Source organism: Enterococcus canis NBRC 100695 (assembly GCF_001544375.1).
GTDB classification, from domain to species: Bacteria; Bacillota; Bacilli; order Lactobacillales; family Enterococcaceae; genus Enterococcus_H; species Enterococcus_H canis.
On sequence record NZ_BCQJ01000005.1, the window covers coordinates 187,175 to 205,469 of the forward strand.

Genomic DNA, 18,295 nt, shown 5'->3' on the forward strand with positions numbered 1-18,295 from the left:
TAAATTTTTAAGGGGGAAAGACCATGGCAAAAGATGAAATCATGACAGGACCAGGCGTCATAAAAATGGTTTCCCGCTATATGTCACCAGAACATACCGCTTTTGTAGAAAAAGCACTGGAATATGCGACAAAAGCCCATGAGGGACAGACGCGGAAATCCGGTGAACCATACATCATCCATCCTATTCAGGTGGCAGGGATTTTAGCGGAGCTGCATATGGATCCACAAACGGTCGCAACGGGCTTTTTACACGATGTTGTAGAAGACACAGAGGTAACGCTAGAGGATTTACGAGAAGAGTTTGGTGAAAGTGTCGCTATGTTAGTAGATGGCGTAACCAAATTAGGGAAAATCCATTATAAGTCTCATGAGGAACAATTGGCAGAAAACCACCGTAAGATGCTCTTAGCAATGGCTCAAGATTTACGCGTCATTATGGTGAAGTTGGCAGACCGCCTTCATAATATGCGCACCTTGAAGCATTTACGGGAAGATAAGCAGCGCCGCATTGCCCAAGAAACCTTGGAGATCTACGCTCCGTTGGCTCATCGTTTAGGGATCAGCCGCATTAAATGGGAACTGGAAGACACCGCTTTGCGTTATTTGAATCCGAAGCAATACTACCGGATCGTCCATTTGATGCAATCAAAACGCGAAGAACGAGAAGCCTATGTGGCTGAAGCGGTAGAAGATATTCGGCAAGCAACTGAAGAGCTGTCGATTTACGCTGAAATCTATGGCCGGCCGAAGCATATCTATTCAATCTATCGGAAAATGAAAGACCAAAAGAAACAATTTGACGAGATCTATGACTTATTGGCGATTCGGGTTATTGTGGACTCCATCAAGGATTGTTACGCTGTCTTAGGGGCTATTCACACGAAGTGGACACCGATGCCTGGTCGCTTTAAAGACTATATTGCAATGCCAAAAGCTAATATGTATCAGTCGCTACATACCACAGTAATTGGTCCTAAAGGGAATCCGGTAGAGGTTCAAATCCGGACGCATGAAATGCATCAAATCGCTGAGTTTGGGGTTGCCGCGCACTGGGCGTATAAAGAAGGCCGTACTGAAAAGGTCTCAGCTGATGCTAGTACCAATCAGTTAAGCTGGTTCCGCGAAATCTTAGAGCTGCAAGATGAAAGCTATGATGCCTCCGAATTTATGGAAAGCGTCAAAGGAGACATCTTTAGCGATAAGGTTTATGTCTTTACACCAAAGGGTGATGTTACTGAGCTGCCGAAAGGTTCGGGTCCGTTAGACTTTGCCTATAGTATCCATACCGAAATTGGCAATAAAACGACCGGCGCTAAAGTGAACGGTAAGATGGTCCAGTTGGATTATAAATTGAAGAATGGGGACATTATTGAAGTCCTAACGTCACCGAATTCTTTTGGTCCAAGTCGTGACTGGCTGAATATGGTAGCAACTAGTAAAGCTCGCAACAAAATCAAACGCTTCTTTAAAGTCCAAGACCGAGAAATGAATATCAGTAAAGGACAAGAGGCGGTTGCCAAACAATTAAGTGAGCATCAATTTTCACCAAAAGAGTTTATGAGTAAAGCCAAGGTCAGTGAAGTGCTGGACCGTTTTAACTTCCAAAGTGAAGATGACATGTACGCAGCAGTCGGCTATGGCGAATTATCGGCTCAAATGTTGGCTAACCGTTTAACTGAAAAAGAACGCCGCCAGCAGGAACAAGAACGGCAGAAGCAAGAAGCCGATGAGTTAATGAGTCAGCCGGTGAAGAAGGAACCGGAGAAAATGAAGGTCCGTCATGAGGGCGGTATCGTTATTCAAGGGGTAGATAATCTTCTAATCCGTATCAGTCGTTGCTGTAATCCAGTACCAGGCGACCCTATCGTGGGGTATATCACGAAAGGTCGGGGTATTTCAATCCACCGAGCAGACTGTCCTAATGTCCAAAATAAGGACGAGATCGCGGAACGCTTGATTGAAGTGGAATGGGAAGATACTTCTAACACGAAGAAAGAATACGCCGCTGATTTAGAGATATACGGCTATAACCGTAGTGGCTTGCTGAATGACGTTTTGCAAACCATCAGTAATATGACAAAGAATTTAGTCAGTGTTGATGCGAAACCAGCTAAAAATAAAATGGCGATCATCCATTTGACGGTCTCAATTCAAAATCTGCCTCACTTAGAACGGATCGTGGATAAAATCAAATCAGTACCGGACGTTTATAGTGTACGGCGAACAAAGGGGTAAATCATGCGAGCAGTGATTCAACGAGTACAAGAAGCACAAGTGACCGTTGCTGACGAGACTATCGGCGCTATCACTAAAGGTTTTCTAATATTTTTAGGTGTGACTCATGAAGATACGCAGGCCGATGCGGATTATCTCATACGGAAAATCAGTAAATTACGGGTCTTTGAAGATGAAGAAGGTCGCATGAATCTGGATCTAAGGGCAGTATCTGGCAGTGTTTTATCGGTTTCCCAGTTCACCCTATATGCAGATACAAAAAAAGGAAATCGTCCTAGCTTTGTCAAAGCAGCCGCTCCAGAGCAGGCGACTGCATTGTACGATTACTTTAATGAACAATTGCGAAAAACAGGTCTAACTGTAGCAACCGGGCAATTTGGAGCAGAAATGCAAGTCCAATTGGTCAATGATGGACCAGTAACTATTTTGATTGATACAAAGGAATAGGCGAAGGAGAATCGGCGGATGTATGTGGGTTTTGATATTGGCGGCACCATGATCAAATATGGCTTAGTATCAGAAACAGGCGAAATCTTGGAGCAGGCACAGCTACCAACTCCAAGTGAAAAAGAAGCAATTTTAGTGGCACTTACCGAGGTGGTGGCAGATTATCAAACAAAAAGCACGCTAAAAGGCATCGGTATCAGTGCCCCTGGTGTGATTCGTCGTGACGGTTTTATGACGACAGCGGGGGCGATCCGTTCGCTCTATCGAATCAATTTAAAGGAAGAAATGATGCAACGCTGTCAACTGCCTGTTTTTGTCGAAAATGATGCCAATGCGGCTGCTATTGCGGAAAAATGGCTTGGCAACGCGCAAAATTATAACGACTATATTTGCCTAGTTTTGGGAACTGGTGTAGGTGGTGGTGTCGTTATCAACGGACAGATTTATCGCGGAGCTCATGGTATGGCTGGCGAATTTGGTTTTATGTTGATTGATGCCCTGCCAGCAACTGGGAATTTAGAAGCTGCTTCTGTCAATTGGCATGGCGCGGTGGTGGGTGGCTTGTATCCTATTTATAATCGGGCCTTGCGCAGGAGCAATCCACAGGCCGAAACGGTCAAGGACGCGCGTGTTATTCTGGCGCGAGCCAAGGCTGGTGAAAGGATTGCGCAAGAGGTCCTAGATCGTTACTATCAAGATTTAGCCGTGACTTGTCTTAACCTGCTAACAAGTTTTGACCCAGAAGCGATTCTAATTGGCGGAGGTATTAGTGCCAATGAGGATTTTATGCAAGGACTTTTAGACAAGGTAGCAGTGGTTGCTAGCCAACACGAGGCCATCAATTATTTACAGGATAAGACCATGGGAATCGTACAGCCGGCCAAATTACGCAATAATGCGGGTTTGATTGGGGCTGTTTATCAAATTCATCAAGAAATCCAAGAGAAATAAAAAAAGGTTGTACCAAAGTCTCATAGAGCTTTGGTGCAACCTTTTATACTAGTCGTAAATGCCGATGGGCAACGCGGCGCTCATTCGCTGCTGAGAGAGGCGTATCATCGTGGAATGTGTGATATGTTTCCTCGGTTGTTTCGCAAAGAACAGCCAATTCTTCAATCGTATGGTAGTCCTCTAAAAGAACGCCATAGTCTCGTTCGCAGGCATAGTTATAGATGACAGCAGACGGATGCTTGGTGATCCCCATTTCCCGCGCAATCTGTTGATCTGCTTGAAAAGATTCTCGAACGAATTCAGAAGCACGGTCGCTTTGGAACATCTCCCAATCAGCGCCGGTTTCCTTTACCAAACGTTCCACCAGTTCTGGTGTGTAGTTGGTTCCTTTACGGTCTACTTGCGCTTGTAGAGCAAGTAGAAAGGCACGTCCTTTTTTCTTTCCTTGTAGCTGCACAGCTTTGTAGTCCAAAGCGGCAGAATAAATAGTTTCAAATAAGCGATTTCGTTGCTCCAAATCGTTCCGTGGAATCTGTAACTGTTGAATCAATCCATTAATGGTACGTAAGTTCAATAAAGGAATAAAGCGAAATTGAATGCTTTTATCTTTATGTTCCTTTTCTACCAGAGCTAGGATATCTTGTTCAGCTTGCAGACACAACTTTCCGATTGGATTCACGAACAGATAGATCTCAATCATCAAAAATTCCCCCAATGTTCTCATCCCTAGTGAATATCTTTTCTGTTCTGTACCCTTAATGTATCAGAAAATAGCAAAAAACTAAACTAATTCGACTTTCAAAAAATGTCGGTTAATTAAAAGGATGTAACGCTTCAATCATGCGCTGTACCTTGTTTTTCGCTCCTTTTTTCAAAATTTGCCACTTATTTAGCAAAAGTTGAAAATTTTGGGCTCCAGAGAGGGCATCGGTGACTTCCAACTCTATTTCATAGTCATGCTCTGCACCATACCAGCTTTCATCTAGTGCCAACAGTCCTTCAGGCAGCGCAACTTCGGCACGCTTAGTGGTAAGACTGCCAATTGGTTGTAACTGTCTGGGATTTATCCCCTGTTGTTCTAGCTCGGCCGTGACATGTCCAGCTGGCAAATGCTTTGTTGTTAGGATAGTCTGTGCTTCGGTTAAAGTTAGTGGATCAGTGACTTCCAGCAGTCCAGTTGGTTGCGGCAGCTTTAAGGTCAGCTCTGCTTTATCGGGAAATTGCCGAATCCGCAGGCCCATCTGCCGGGAACGCAATTGCCAATCAGCAGAATCAAAATAGTGGTTGGTTTGTACGAAAAAATCTGTTTCGCTTAATTTTAGCTGTGTTTTGACGCGTTGATATTCTTCGGCGGTCAACATGCTTTTATATTCGATTTCTAAACTGCGGCTCATGGGACTCATCCTTTCACAATAAGACATTGTGACACAAGGCGTAGGGAAACGTCAAGAATTGTCTGTATTTTTCCATAATTTTGTCAACAGAGAGATTCGGCTTTTACGGTCAAATTTTAGGCGGACTGTGGTAAAATGTCTCTGTATGAATTGCGATGGAGGGATAGGGATGAATAACTGGGATCAATTTTTAGCACCATACGAACAAGCTGTAAGTGAACTGAAAGTCAAGCTGCGCGGTATTCGCAAGCAGTATCGGGAACAGAACAGCCACACGCCTATCGAGTTTGTGACCGGACGTGTCAAACCCATCGAAAGCATTTTAGCTAAATCAAAATTACGCCACATTCCCTTGGCTCGTTTAGAAGAAGAGATGCAAGATATTGCTGGTTTGCGGATCATGTGTCAATTCGTGGAAGACATCCATCAAGTAGTGGAACTTTTACGGGGACGTCGTGATATGAAAGTCATTCAAGAACGAGATTATATCACTAATAAAAAAGCCAGCGGGTATCGCTCTTATCATTTAGTGATTGAATATCCTGTACAAGTAATCGGTGGGGAAAAACGAATCTTAGCGGAAATTCAGATTCGGACACTGGCCATGAACTTTTGGGCCACGATTGAACACTCGTTAAATTACAAATATCAAGGTGTTTTTCCGGAAGAAATGAGTGTCCGTTTGCAACGGGCAGCGGAGGCAGCTTACTTATTAGATGAAGAAATGTCCAATATCCGTGAAGAGATTCAAGAAGCACAGCACTTATTCTCTCATGGACGAGCTTCAGCCACCGATGATTTATATCGGCAGGCGGTGGAAGAAGAAAGCGAGGAGCCATTAGATGAAAGTAGCGATCGTTCACAATAATGAAGCCAAATCCATCAATGTCACCACGCAATTGAAGGAGCTTTTGCTTAAGGCACATATTACGCTTGATGATCAACAGCCAGAGCTAGTGATCTCTGTGGGGGGCGACGGAACATTACTTTCCGCGTTCCACCGCTTTAATCACCGCTTGGATGAGGTGAGTTTTCTAGGCGTCCACACTGGCCATTTAGGTTTTTATACAGATTGGCGGGACTACGAGCTAGAAGAACTGGTAGATAGTTTACAAGAAAATCGTGGAGCTAGCGTTAGTTATCCATTATTGGATGTAAAAATCGTTTACCGGGATGAAACCGCCGATAAACACTTTCTAGCGCTGAATGAATCAACAATCAAGCGTTCAAATCGGACGATGGTTGCCGATATCTATATTAAAGATGAATTATTTGAACGTTTTCGTGGGGACGGGCTATCGGTCTCGACGCCGACGGGTTCTACTGCTTACAATAAAAGTGTCGGCGGTGCCGTAATCCACCCTTCGATTAACGCGTTTCAATTGGCGGAAATCGCCTCTTTAAATAATCGTGTCTTTCGAACATTAGGTTCGCCCATGGTAATTGCAGAAAATGAATGGGTAGAAATCAGTTTGCAAGATAGTGATGATTACTTACTAACGGTGGATCAACTGGATATTCGCCATGACAATATCTTGTCGGTCCATTACCGGATCGCCAAAGAACGGATTCATTTTGCTTCCTATCGCCACATGCATTTTTGGCACCGAGTGAAGGACGCATTTATTGGAGAAAATTAGGAGTTTTTATGCAATTTAACTGGACGTATGAACAAACAGAACCGCAGTTGTTACGCACTTTTTTAAAAGGTAAAGGTCTGTCTAAAGGTCTCTTAGCCAAAATCAAATTTCAGGGCGGGACCATCCGGGTCAATCAGCAAATAGAAAATGTCTTGTATCAGGTGAAAAATGGCGATCAAATAGCGGTAACGATTCCTGATGAGGCGCCGCATGAAACAATGCTCTTGGATGATCAACCGCTTGAAATCGTGTTTGAGGATGACCATTTATTAGTAGTGGAGAAACCGGCAGGCGTGGCTTCAATTCCCGCTCAATACCATCCTAACGGCACGATGGCCAATCGTGTCAAAGCTTATTATGTCAAGCAAGGCTATCAAGATCAGGTCATCCACATCGTTACTAGACTTGACCGTGACACTTCAGGCTTGATGCTGTTTGCTAAGCACGGCTTTGCTCATGCTATGATGGATCAGGAGCTGCGGAAAAAGCAAGTTTCTAAAAAATACTTTGCTTTAGTTGGTGGAAAAGTTGCTCAGCTAGCCCAACATGGCGAAATTGAGGCCCCCATCTCTCGTAATCGCAATTCTTTAATGCAACGACAAGTGGCAGCGGAAGGCCGTTATGCCTTGACGGAATATTGGTGTTTGGCTCATGATGATGAGAAGGCCTTAGTGGATATCCAATTACATACGGGGCGTACCCACCAAATTCGCGTCCACTTTGCTTATTTAGGGACCCCCTTACTAGGAGATGACATGTATGGCGGCGATGTAACACAAGGCATTACGCGACAAGCCTTGCATTGCCATCAGCTGCGTTTTCGCCATCCTTTTACGCAGGAGGATCTGAATTTTGAATCACCACTGCCACCAGACATGGCAGCAGTCGCAACTGAAATCGAGAGGTGAAAAATATGCAAGAAGCGCAAGAAGAACTGGCACTGCACTTTGATCAGTTGCTCAGTGAGCTGCGCCAAGGTCATTTGAATGAGTTTCGGGAGCTGTTTTTGTCCCTGCATATTTATGACCAAGCGCAATTTTATCAATCATTAGAAGAACAAGAGCGCGAGCGCTTATACACCTATTTGTCACCGAAAGAATTGGCGGATATGTTTGATGTGATTGAAGAAGACAACGAACATATGAAAGATTATCTAGACGAGATGCGGCCAAATTATGCCGCTGATATGTTATCTGAAATGTATTCAGATAATGCCGTCGATTTATTGAACACCTTGGACAAAAGTCAGGTTTCAAAATATTTAAGTCTGATGGACGTTGAAGATGCTAGTGAAATCAAGGAATTATTACACTATGAGGATGACACCGCCGGCTCGATCATGACAACGGAGTTTGTGTCGATTGTAGCGAATCAAACGGTTCGTTCGGCAATGTATGTCTTAAAAAATGAAGCTGATGTGGCAGAAACGATCTACTATGTTTACGTGGTGGATACCGACAACCGTTTAGTTGGGGTTATTTCGCTGCGTGATTTGATTGTGAATGATGATGATACCTTGATTGCCGATGTAATGAGTGAGCGGGTGATTGCGGTTCATGTTGGCGATGACCAAGAGGATGTTGCGAAAACGATTCGTGATTATGACTTTCTAGCGGTACCAGTTACTGATTATGATGATCATCTGTTAGGGATTGTCACTGTTGATGATATCATTGATGTTATCGATGATGAAGCTGCTAGTGACTACTCTGGTTTGGCGGGGGTCAACGTTGAAGAAGTCAGTGAAAATCCACTAAAAGCGGCCTCAAAACGATTACCTTGGTTAATCACGCTGCTCTTTTTAGGGATGTCTACTGCGAGTTTGATCAGCCACTATGAAGAATTAGTTTCAGAAGCCAGTATTTTAGCGGTCTTTATTTCCTTGATCACCGGGACTGCCGGCAATGCGGGGACGCAGTCGTTGGCGGTAGCGGTGCGGCGCATTGCCATGTCTGATGATAAAGATACGAGCTTTGTCAGCTTGATTGTTAGTGAGGTTCTAACAGGGCTGATCACGGGCGCGGTCACTGGTCTAACGATCTTTTTGATTGTAGGTATTTGGAAACATAATTTTACGCTAGGCTTTGTAATTGGAATGGCCATGCTTTGTGCGATTACGGTGGCTAATTTGGCCGGCAGCTTGATTCCGATGCTGATGGATAAATTGGGCTTTGACCCAGCCGTCGCTAGTGGTCCCTTTATTACCACTTTGAGCGATTTGACTAGTGTACTGATTTATTTCAATATCGCCAGTTTATTTTTACAATATTTCATGTGAAAGAATGATACACAAAAAAGTTTGGGGGCTCTTTTGTGTATCATTCTTTTTTAGTTAAAAAGTGAAAACCTTTTCTTGTTTTGATACAATATTTTTATGGGGGTGTTCAAATGAAGATCATCATCATTGGCGGGTCCTATGCAGGGATTGCGGCGGCGCTGGCCATTAGTCAGGATTCGACTATGGCAGTCACGGTTTTAGCTCTAGCAGAGGAAAAGGCGGCGACACAGTTTAAAGAGCAGCTGGAAACTAGCACTATTGAATGGCGTCAACCAGTGACTATTACGGCGATTGATTGGCGTCAGCAACAAGTAAGTGGAACAGACACTAGTGAATTTACACTTTCCTATGACCGTTTGATTCTTGCCATGACGGCAACCGGCTTGGCGCAAGAATTACCGGGAGCAGATTTTCCGGGTGTCCAAATAGTACAGCCAACCGTGTTAAATCGCTCAAGCCATGAAAAAATTGCAGTCGTGGGGGCTGGCTGGGAAGGCTTGCGAACCTTGAGTGAACTGGCAACACCCGGTCGGGATTTGACACTTTTTGAAAGTATGGATCAGCTCCTTTTTCGTTATTTTGATCAGGAGATGGTTGCGGTTCTTGCGCAAGAATTATTGGACCGGGGTATTCACCTACATTTGGGTGTAACGCTGGAACGCATCGAAGGACCCCAACAACCTAACCTCTGCTGGCAGCAAGAGCGGGCCATTTTCCAAGAGGTCTTTCTGGCATTGAATGGTCATCCACAAGTGCTCACTGCTTTACCACCTGAGCTGGAGCAGCACATGGATCAGACAATTTTAGTAAATGAGTATCTCGAGACCTCACTTCCTAATGTTTTTGCGATTGGAGATATGGTCCGTTTTCCGTTGTTTTTCCCGGAAAATGATTATTACTTGCCGCTTGTCAATCAAAGTATCCAAAGTGGGCTAGTCGTGGCGCAAAATCTGTTAGAACCACAGAAAACGGTACAGCCAGCATTGCGCAGTGTCGGGGGACGTTTATTTAATAACTATTACAGCAGTGTCGGCTTGACTGAGAGTGAGGCTCGTTTCATGGATATCCCTGTTAAGGCGGTCCAGCTCACGCAAGCGACGCCCTATCTATCAATCAAGCTGGTTTTTGCACCAACCGGGCAGCTTTTAGGCGCTCAACTAGTCAGCGCTAATCCTTTGACAGCTTTAGCAGACCTTTTTGTACTGGCGATTCATGCCAGTACCACGGTTCAACAATTAGCCAATCTTGACTTTGTTTATTATGCACCAGAAAGTCAGCCGCTAGACTTCCTAACGCAACTGGCGTGGAAAGCAGGTGCCCTTCTTGAAAGTTGAGGAACTATTAGAAAAAGAGGACCGGATTTCCTTGCAAATCATCCGCAAGCTGTTATTAGCTGGGGGGCGGCTGTCAGCTGAGGTTTTGCCTGAAATGCTGGGAATCACAGCCAAAAGCACGCAAAAATATCTTGCACAGCTTCAAACACCCCAAGCCCACTTTCGTTTACGGCTGCAACAGCAGGTGATATTCGAAGCAGATGCTGATTTTTCGTTGGAAGGCTATACTTATGAGCTCATTCGGGGATCTTTGAAATATCGTTTATTAGATCAGCTGTTTCGTAAAAGTCATTGGTCAATCCAAGCCCTGTGCATCGAATTATCAGCAAGTGAATCGACTGTTTATCGCAAAATCAAGGAATTGAACCGGAGTCTTGGGGAATTTGGACTGGAAATCAAACAAGGAATGATTACGGGACCAGAATTACAGATTCGCTATTTTTATTTTCAATTTTATTGGTTCATCCTCCCCTATGAAGAGCATCGCCGGCAGCAACGAGTCTTTGCCAAAACAGATTTATTTCCTATGATCGAGAAAAATCTGCAATTATCTTTTTCTGAGCACGAGCGGTTGCGAGTCAATCTTTGGTTGAAAATCAGTAAAAAACGTTACCGACAAGGGGTTCAATACCCGCATGGCCAGATGCGACCTTATTTAAACGACCCACTTTATTTACAACTGAAGCAATTTTTCTTTCGCTTTTTAAGTCGGTATTCAGTCAGCTTAGATGAGAACGAAGTGAAGCTGCAATATATCTTTTTACGCGCGTTGTCAGTGGTGACGCCAGCAGACCACGCTCGGTTATTTTTACAAAGTGAGGGCCCCATTGAACAGCTAAATCAACGGATGCTGGCTGAATTACAGCTCTTTTTCCAACCACAAGAATTACCAGAGTCAGAACGATTAAAGACCAGCTACTACTTGAGTCAGGCTCATAGTATGCTTTACTTTTTCAAGGGCGATTTTGAGATTTTTGATGAAGAGAATATTTGGCAGAAGGAAAAAAGCTTATCCACTAGAGAACTAGCAAAGCACGCCCATTATATGCGACAGGTTGCTACTCGCATGTTAGGAGAACGTCAAGATAGTCTAGTACAACTAACTGAAATCAAATATTTGAGCTGCCTGTCGTTAATTGAAGTCAAGATGGCTCAAAAGATTCAAGTGGGCTTGGATTTACAAATGGAACCGTTATTCGCCGAAGCCTACAGTGAGATTTTAAAACTGAGTTTACAACATCTAAACGGTTTAGTATTGACGCAGTATGATCCACACCAAACTTATGATTTGGTTCTTTCCAATGTCTCTGGACCGGAAAAGGAACGGTACCTCTTATCAGAGATTGGTTCTGAATACGACCTCAGCCAAATCAAGAAAAAAATACAGCAATTAGTAGAGCTGCGACAGCACTCTGTCAAAAAAAGTGCGGATTTGGAAAAAGGTGACAGAACATTTCAGTAAAAAAACAGTAATCTATAGTAAAAGAAAGCGCTTTCTAAGAAGGAGGGAATAGCATGGCATTTTCTTATGAAACACGACCAACGGATTTAGCGACTATTGCGGCAACGGAGTTAGATGTTCTGATAATTGGCGGAGGAATCACCGGTGCCGGAGTTGCCGTCCAAGCAGCAGCGGCTGGACTTAAAACTGGTTTGATTGAGATGCAAGACTTTGCGGAAGGAACCTCTTCCCGCTCAACGAAGTTAGTTCACGGTGGTATTCGTTACCTGAAACAATTCGATGTCGAAGTCGTCGCTGACACGGTTCAAGAACGGGCGGTCGTTCAACAAATCGCCCCTCACATTCCTCGGGCAGATCCAATGCTGCTGCCAATATATGATGAACCAAACAGCACCTTTAATATGTTTTCGGTGAAAATCGCAATGGACTTATATGACCGATTGGCCAATGTCACTGGTAAGTATGCGAATTATATGCTGACAAAAGACGAGGTGCTTGCACGGGAGCCGCAACTGAAAAAGGATGGCTTAAAAGGCGGCGGCGTCTATTTAGACTTCCGAAATAATGATGCTCGACTGGTTATCGAGAATATCAAACAGGCACACGCAGATGGTGGCATCATGTTGAGCCATGTAAAAGCCAAAGAGATTACCCATAATGAAGAAGGGCTCGTTAATGGCGTGATCGCCGAAGACTTGCTGACAAATAGAGAGTTGGTAATCCGAGCAAAAATCGTCATTAATACTGGTGGACCTTGGTCCGATTTAGTCCGGAAATTAGATCACGCGATTGAAGTGATTCCTCAAATGCGTCCAACGAAAGGCGTCCACTTGGTAGTAGACCGAGAACGTTTGTCGGTGCCGCAGCCAACTTATTTTGATACTGGTAAAGGCGATGGACGGATGGTGTTTGTAATTCCACGGGAGGAAAAAACTTATTTTGGGACTACTGATACCGATTATCGTGGTGATTATAGTCAGCCAACTGTGGAGCAAGCCGATGTGGATTACTTGTTGGAAATCGTGAATAACCGCTATCCAGAAGCCAATCTTTCGCTGGCGGATATCGAAGGTAGCTGGGCTGGCTTACGACCGTTGATCTCAGATAATCGCAGTTCGGACTATAACGGTGGTAATAGTGGCAAAATCTCGGAGCAAGGCTTTGAAGATTTGATCACTATCGTCACAAAATACAATCAAGGCAAAGTGGAACGCAGTGATGTCGAGGATGTCATCCAGCATTTAGAAGATACCTTATCGGAAAAAGGCGACAGCCCTTCGGCAGTTTCCCGAGGTAGTGACTTAGGGATTGCACCAGATGGCTTATTAACATTAGCAGGTGGTAAAATCACGGACTACCGTAAAATGGCCGCAGGAGCTATGCAAAAAGTCAAAGAGATTTTAGAGCAAGACTTCGGGCAGTCGGTCAACTTGATTGATAGCAAGACGTACCCCGTTTCCGGCGGGCATTTCGATCCCACAAAAGTAGATGATATCTTAGAAGAATATGCACAACAGGGCGTTGACAAAGGCCTTTCGCTAGACGATGCCCGCTATTTAGCTAATCTATATGGCTCCAATGTTTTGGCAATTTTTGATAAAATCGCCGACACAACAGCTATTGAGGGCCTGAGTTTAGCCAATACGCTTAGCTTGCGCTATGCGTTAGAAGAAGAGGCAGTTTTCCGCGCGGTTGATTTCTTCACTCGTCGCACGAACTATCTGCTCTTTATGAATGACAAGATGGAACCATTGATTGAGCCAACATTAGCTTATATGGCAAGCTATCTTGATTGGGATGAAACCACGACGGAACACCAACGTGCAACCTTGTTGGCCGCTTTAGATGAAACAAGACTGACACACTTGAAGAGCCGCTAGAAAGGAGGAAAATGACGGCTGAGCACACAACTACCAATAGAAAGAGAGGCAAAACAATGGAAGAAACGTATATTATGTCGATTGACCAAGGAACCACTAGCTCACGCGCAATTGTTTTCAATAAGGAAGGGAAGCAGGTTTCTACTTCGCAAAAAGAATTTACACAGCACTTTCCTAAAGCTGGCTGGGTAGAACATGATGCCAATGAAATCTGGATCTCTGTCCAATCTGTTATTGCTGGTGCCTTGATTGAAGGTGGCTTACGCCCCCATCAAATTGCTGCAATCGGAATCACCAATCAACGGGAAACCACTGTGGTTTGGGAAAAAGATACAGGACGTCCTATTTACAACGCGATCGTGTGGCAATCAAAACAAACTAATGAGATTTCTGATTCACTAAAAGAAGCTGGCTATGAAGAAATGATCCAGAAGAAAACTGGTCTTATTATTGATTCCTATTTCTCAGCCACAAAAGTAAAATGGATCTTAGATCATGTTGAAGGCGCACGTGAACGGGCCAAAAATGGAGAGCTGCTCTTTGGTACGATTGATACTTGGCTAGTATGGAAATTGACAGGTGGCCAATCCCATGTAACCGACTTAACGAATGCTAGCCGTACGATGATGTTCAACATTTACGATCTTGAATGGGATCAAGAAATTTTAGACTTGCTAGATATTCCAAAAGTAATGCTACCAGAAGTAAAATCCAACTCAGAAATTTATGGTTATACTCAAGATTATCATTTTTATGGTCAACAAGTGCCTATTGCGGGTATGGCTGGGGACCAACAGGCGGCGCTATTTGGTCAAACTGCTTTTGAAAAAGGCATGGTGAAAAACACTTACGGTACCGGTGCTTTTATTGTCATGAATACCGGCGAAGAGCCGATTCGTTCTGAAAATGGCTTGTTGACAACGATTGGTTATGGTATTGACGGTAAAGTGACTTATGCACTGGAAGGAAGTATCTTTGTGGCAGGATCTGCGATTCAATGGCTGCGGGATGGCTTGCGGATGTTTACTAGTGCGCCTGAATCAGAAAAATACGCAGAGCGTGTCAAAGATAGCGACAATGTGTACGTGGTGCCTGCATTTACGGGCTTAGGTGCACCGTATTGGGATCAAGAAGCTCGCGGTGCTATTTTCGGCTTGACTCGTGGTACGACGAAGGAACATTTCATTCGAGCAACATTGGAATCATTAGCTTATCAGTCAGCTGACGTAGTGAAGACGATGTCAGAAGACGCTGGAACAGAAATCAAGCTACTCCGTGTCGATGGTGGTGCTTCTAATAATAACTTATTGATGCAGTTCCAAGCAGATATTTTACAAACACCAGTTGAACGAGCAGCATATCTGGAAACGACGGCATTAGGCGTGGCCTACTTGGCTGGGCTTGCAATTGGCTTCTGGAAAGACTTGGATGAAATCAAGAAATTTAATGAAACTGGTCAGCACTTCGATCCGAAGATGGATCCAGAAGTTTGTGAAAACCTTTATGCTGGATGGCAAGAAGCCGTTCAAGCGACGATGCAGTTTAAACACCGCCCGCTTAATTAAGGAGGAAAATCTATGGATACATCTGTAATGACACAATTTATTGGTGAAATGTTAGGGACTGCCATTTTAGTTCTGTTAGGGGACGGGGTCTGTGCCGGTGTAAACTTGAAGAAATCAAATGCTGAAGGAGCTGGCTGGGTAGCGATCACGCTGGGCTGGGGCGCAGCTGTGACAATTGCGGTTTATTGTTCTGGCTTTATGAGTCCCGCTCACTTGAATCCAGCTGTGACTTTAGGCATGGCGATTTCAGGAGATATTGGTTGGAATTTGGTAGCACCTTATATTGCAGCACAGATGATTGGTGCGATCATTGGAGCCGTGTTGGTATACATCCAATATCTACCACATTGGAAAGAAACTACCAATCAAGGTGCAATTTTAGGCTCATTCGCTACTGGCCCATCTATTCGCAGTACAGGAGCTAACTTAATCAGTGAAATTATTGGAACATTTGTCTTGGTGTTTGGAATCATGGCCTTTGGGGCTAATACTTTTACTGATGGCTTGAATCCAATTGTAGTAGGTATCTTGATCTTGTCTATCGGACTTTCTCTTGGTGGAACCACTGGTTACGCCATCAACCCTGCACGGGACTTGGGTCCACGGATCGCTCATGCTTTCTTACCAATTCCAAATAAAGGGGATTCTAACTGGTCTTATAGCTGGATCCCGGTTGTAGGCCCTGCAATCGGCGGAACGATCGCAGCATTATTATTTGTAGCTTTACCATTGTAGGAGTAAGAGGAGGAAAAAGAAATGCCGCAAGAATTGTCATATGAAAGTTTTGAACAACTAGAAAAGTTTATGGAGTTAGGCTTTGAAGCGGTAGGTGTTCCTAAGGACGACGCAGCAACTTGTGCGAAAGTGCTGATTGAGTCTGATAAACGTGGTATCGATTCTCATGGGGTAGGACGCTTTAAACCCATCTATATCGACCGAATCGAAGATGGTATCCAACATGTCAAAACAAAAATCGATGTTATTCGTGAAACAAAAACGACAGCTGTCTTAGACGGTAACGACGGAATGGGTCATGTAATTGGTGTGAAAGCCATGGAAATGGCAATTGAAAAGGCTAAAGAATACGGGATGGGTATGGTTGCTGTCCGCAATTCTACTCATTACGGTATTGCCGGCTACTATCCGTTAATGGCTGCTAAAGAAGGCATGATTGGGATTACCGGAACTAACGCTCGTCCTTCAATTGCACCTACTTTTGGGGTGGAAAATATGCTGGGAACCAATCCACTAACGATTGGTTTCCCAACCGACGAAGATTTCCCATTTGTGTTAGATTGCGCGACATCCATCACACAACGGGGAAAAATTGAGCACTACGCTCGCATTGGTAAAACCATGCCATATGGCTGGGTGATTGACGAAAATGGTGAGGCTGTTACGGATCCAGATATTGCTTTAGAAGGTTTGGTCAAAGGCACGTGTGCGTTAACACCTTTAGGCGGTATTGGGGAAGAATTGGCTGGCTACAAAGGCTATGGCTACGCAACGGTTGTTGAAGTTTTATCAGCAGCGCTGCAAGGCGGCTCCTTCCTGCATCAATTGACTGGAGTTGGTACCAACGGTGAAAAAGAACCTTATCATTTAGGTCATTTCTTTATGGCGATTGATATCAACGCCTTTACTGACCAGAAAGAATTTGAAAAAACCTCAGGTGATATCTTACGTGCTTTACGGGCTTCGAAAAAAGCCAAAGGTGAAGAACGAATTTATACTGCAGGTGAAAAAGAATACTTGGCTTTCTTAGAACGCTCTGAAAAAGGTGTTCCTTTGAATCCAGCTGTGAAGAAATCGCTGACGGATGTTCGGGATAAATACAACGTTGACTTTACCTTTAGCTGGGAAAAATAAAACCATTAGCGGCGGGAGACTTCCCGCCGCTATCAATAAAAGGAGCGAGTTCGTTGACTGATATTTACGAAGAAGCATTAGCCGCCCATAAAAAATGGCGGGGCAAAATCGAAGTAACTGGTAAACAAAAAATCACGGAACGCCATGATCTTTCATTGGCATATACACCTGGAGTAGCGGCACCTTGCTTGGAAATCGAAAAAGATCCACTGAAGGCCTATGACTATACCTGGAAAGGCAATATTGTCGCGGTAGTAACGGATGGTACAGCAGTGTTAGGCCTAGGGGATATTGGACCACAAGCCGCCTTGCCGGTAATGGAAGGTAAAGCCTTGCTGTTTAAAGAATTTGCAGGAGTTAATGCGATTCCTATCTGCCTAGATACGAAAGATCCAGATGAGATCGTTTCGATTATCACCAAAATGGCGCCAACTTTCGGTGGTATCAACTTGGAAGATATTTCGGCTCCTCGTTGTGTAGAGATTGAGAATCGTTTAATCGAGGCCTTGGATATTCCTGTCTTTCATGATGATCAGCATGGGACCGCAATCGTTGTATTATCTGCTTTGATCAATGCCTTGAAACTTGTACACAAAACGCCGGAGTCTTTGAAAGTTGTTGTTTCCGGTGCTGGCGCGGCGGGTAGTGCCATTATCAAAATGCTTTTGTCATATGGTGTGAAAAACATCACAGCTTTTGATAAAAATGGTGTAGTGGATTTAAGTTCTTCCAATGAGGAGGACCCTGTTCGTTTAGAAATCGCACGACTGACTGATCATAGCGATAAACAAGGAACTATGAAAGACGCCTTAGTGGGGGCGGATGTCTTTATCGGGGTATCGGCACCAAAGCTTTTGACGCAAGAAATGGTGCACTCGATGGCTGATAAAGCGATTGTTTTTGCAATGGCCAACCCAGAACCGGAAATCACCTACCAAGAAGCGATTGAAGCTGGGGCCATGATTGTAGGAACTGGCCGTTCAGATCAGCCTAACCAAATCAATAATGTCTTAGCGTTCCCAGGCTTGTTTAAGGGGGCTTTGACAGTTGGTGCTACTAAAATTACGAAAAAAATGCAAATCGCGGCAGCTCAAGCGATTGCTGATTTAATACCAGAATCGGAATTAACTACGGAATACATTATTCCAGACGCACTAAATAAAGACGTCGCTGAAAAAATCAGTGAGGCCGTCCAAAAAATGGCGGTAACAGAAAATGTCATCAGAAAGTAGGGAAGA

General features: G+C 44.1%; 16 protein-coding genes. 14 read left to right on the forward strand and 2 right to left on the reverse strand.

Going from position 1 to position 18,295, the window contains the following annotated elements:
- The first annotated feature begins 23 nt into the window (after positions 1 to 23).
- Genes ECA01S_RS09050 through ECA01S_RS09060 form a run of 3 tightly spaced genes read left to right on the forward strand, consistent with a single transcriptional unit; the run spans position 24 to position 3,635 of the window.
- Positions 24 to 2,237 (forward strand): RelA/SpoT family protein, encoded by a 2,214-nt coding sequence (locus ECA01S_RS09050; protein WP_067394268.1) that lies wholly within the window; start codon positions 24 to 26, stop codon positions 2,235 to 2,237.
- A gap of 3 nt (positions 2,238 to 2,240) precedes the next feature.
- Positions 2,241 to 2,684 carry a D-aminoacyl-tRNA deacylase gene (dtd, locus tag ECA01S_RS09055; RefSeq protein ID WP_067394271.1) on the forward strand — a complete coding sequence of 148 codons (444 nt, stop codon included), beginning with the start codon at positions 2,241 to 2,243 and terminating at the stop codon, positions 2,682 to 2,684.
- 18 nt (positions 2,685 to 2,702) lie between these two features.
- The gene (locus tag ECA01S_RS09060) at positions 2,703 to 3,635 is read left to right on the forward strand and encodes an ROK family protein (protein ID WP_067394273.1); all 933 of its coding nucleotides are present in this window, start codon (positions 2,703 to 2,705) and stop codon (positions 3,633 to 3,635) included.
- Between the two features lie 43 nt (positions 3,636 to 3,678).
- Here ECA01S_RS09060 and ECA01S_RS09065 read toward each other — a convergent pair whose 3' ends face one another.
- Positions 3,679 to 4,335 (reverse strand): DsbA family protein, encoded by a 657-nt coding sequence (locus ECA01S_RS09065; protein WP_067394285.1) that lies wholly within the window; start codon positions 4,333 to 4,335, stop codon positions 3,679 to 3,681.
- 112 nt (positions 4,336 to 4,447) lie between these two features.
- On the reverse strand, positions 4,448 to 5,029 hold the full coding sequence (locus ECA01S_RS09070; RefSeq protein WP_067394288.1) for a CYTH domain-containing protein: 582 nt from the start codon (positions 5,027 to 5,029) through the stop codon (positions 4,448 to 4,450).
- Between the two features lie 169 nt (positions 5,030 to 5,198).
- Here ECA01S_RS09070 and yjbM point away from each other — a divergent pair, with 169 nt between their 5' ends.
- The 11 genes from yjbM to ECA01S_RS09125 all read left to right on the forward strand — a co-directional run bounded on the left by yjbM (position 5,199) and on the right by ECA01S_RS09125 (position 18,289).
- Entirely contained in the window at positions 5,199 to 5,897 is a 699-nt protein-coding gene (gene yjbM / locus ECA01S_RS09075) for a GTP diphosphokinase (RefSeq protein WP_067394291.1), read from the forward strand.
- Positions 5,872 to 6,669 (forward strand): NAD kinase, encoded by a 798-nt coding sequence (locus ECA01S_RS09080; RefSeq protein WP_067394294.1) that lies wholly within the window; start codon positions 5,872 to 5,874, stop codon positions 6,667 to 6,669. Before yjbM ends, ECA01S_RS09080 begins: the two co-directional genes overlap by 26 nt.
- 8 nt (positions 6,670 to 6,677) lie before the next feature.
- On the forward strand, positions 6,678 to 7,577 hold the full coding sequence (locus ECA01S_RS09085) for an RluA family pseudouridine synthase (RefSeq protein ID WP_067394297.1): 900 nt from the start codon (positions 6,678 to 6,680) through the stop codon (positions 7,575 to 7,577).
- A gap of 5 nt (positions 7,578 to 7,582) precedes the next feature.
- Positions 7,583 to 8,947, forward strand: coding sequence for a magnesium transporter (mgtE, locus tag ECA01S_RS09090; RefSeq protein WP_067394300.1), 1,365 nt, complete (start codon positions 7,583 to 7,585; stop codon positions 8,945 to 8,947).
- A 110-nt stretch (positions 8,948 to 9,057) separates the two neighbouring features.
- Entirely contained in the window at positions 9,058 to 10,281 is a 1,224-nt protein-coding gene (locus tag ECA01S_RS09095) for an FAD-dependent oxidoreductase (protein WP_067394303.1), read from the forward strand.
- Positions 10,271 to 11,743: an AcpB/EbpR/MafR family transcriptional regulator gene (locus tag ECA01S_RS09100; RefSeq protein WP_067394306.1), complete on the forward strand. Its 1,473-nt coding sequence runs from the start codon at positions 10,271 to 10,273 to the stop codon at positions 11,741 to 11,743. Before ECA01S_RS09095 ends, ECA01S_RS09100 begins: the two co-directional genes overlap by 11 nt.
- A gap of 53 nt (positions 11,744 to 11,796) precedes the next feature.
- A complete protein-coding gene (glpO, locus tag ECA01S_RS09105; RefSeq protein ID WP_067394307.1) occupies positions 11,797 to 13,623 on the forward strand; it encodes a type 1 glycerol-3-phosphate oxidase in 1,827 nt (608 codons plus the stop codon).
- Between the two features lie 56 nt (positions 13,624 to 13,679).
- On the forward strand, positions 13,680 to 15,188 hold the full coding sequence (glpK, locus tag ECA01S_RS09110; protein WP_067394417.1) for a glycerol kinase GlpK: 1,509 nt from the start codon (positions 13,680 to 13,682) through the stop codon (positions 15,186 to 15,188).
- 12 nt (positions 15,189 to 15,200) lie between these two features.
- Entirely contained in the window at positions 15,201 to 15,923 is a 723-nt protein-coding gene (locus ECA01S_RS09115) for an MIP/aquaporin family protein (RefSeq protein WP_067394310.1), read from the forward strand.
- A 21-nt stretch (positions 15,924 to 15,944) separates the two neighbouring features.
- A complete protein-coding gene (locus ECA01S_RS09120; RefSeq protein ID WP_067394312.1) occupies positions 15,945 to 17,057 on the forward strand; it encodes an Ldh family oxidoreductase in 1,113 nt (370 codons plus the stop codon).
- Positions 17,058 to 17,110: 53 nt separating this feature from the next.
- A complete protein-coding gene (locus ECA01S_RS09125) occupies positions 17,111 to 18,289 on the forward strand; it encodes an NAD(P)-dependent malic enzyme (protein ID WP_067394314.1) in 1,179 nt (392 codons plus the stop codon).
- The last annotated feature ends 6 nt before the right edge of the window (positions 18,290 to 18,295 follow it).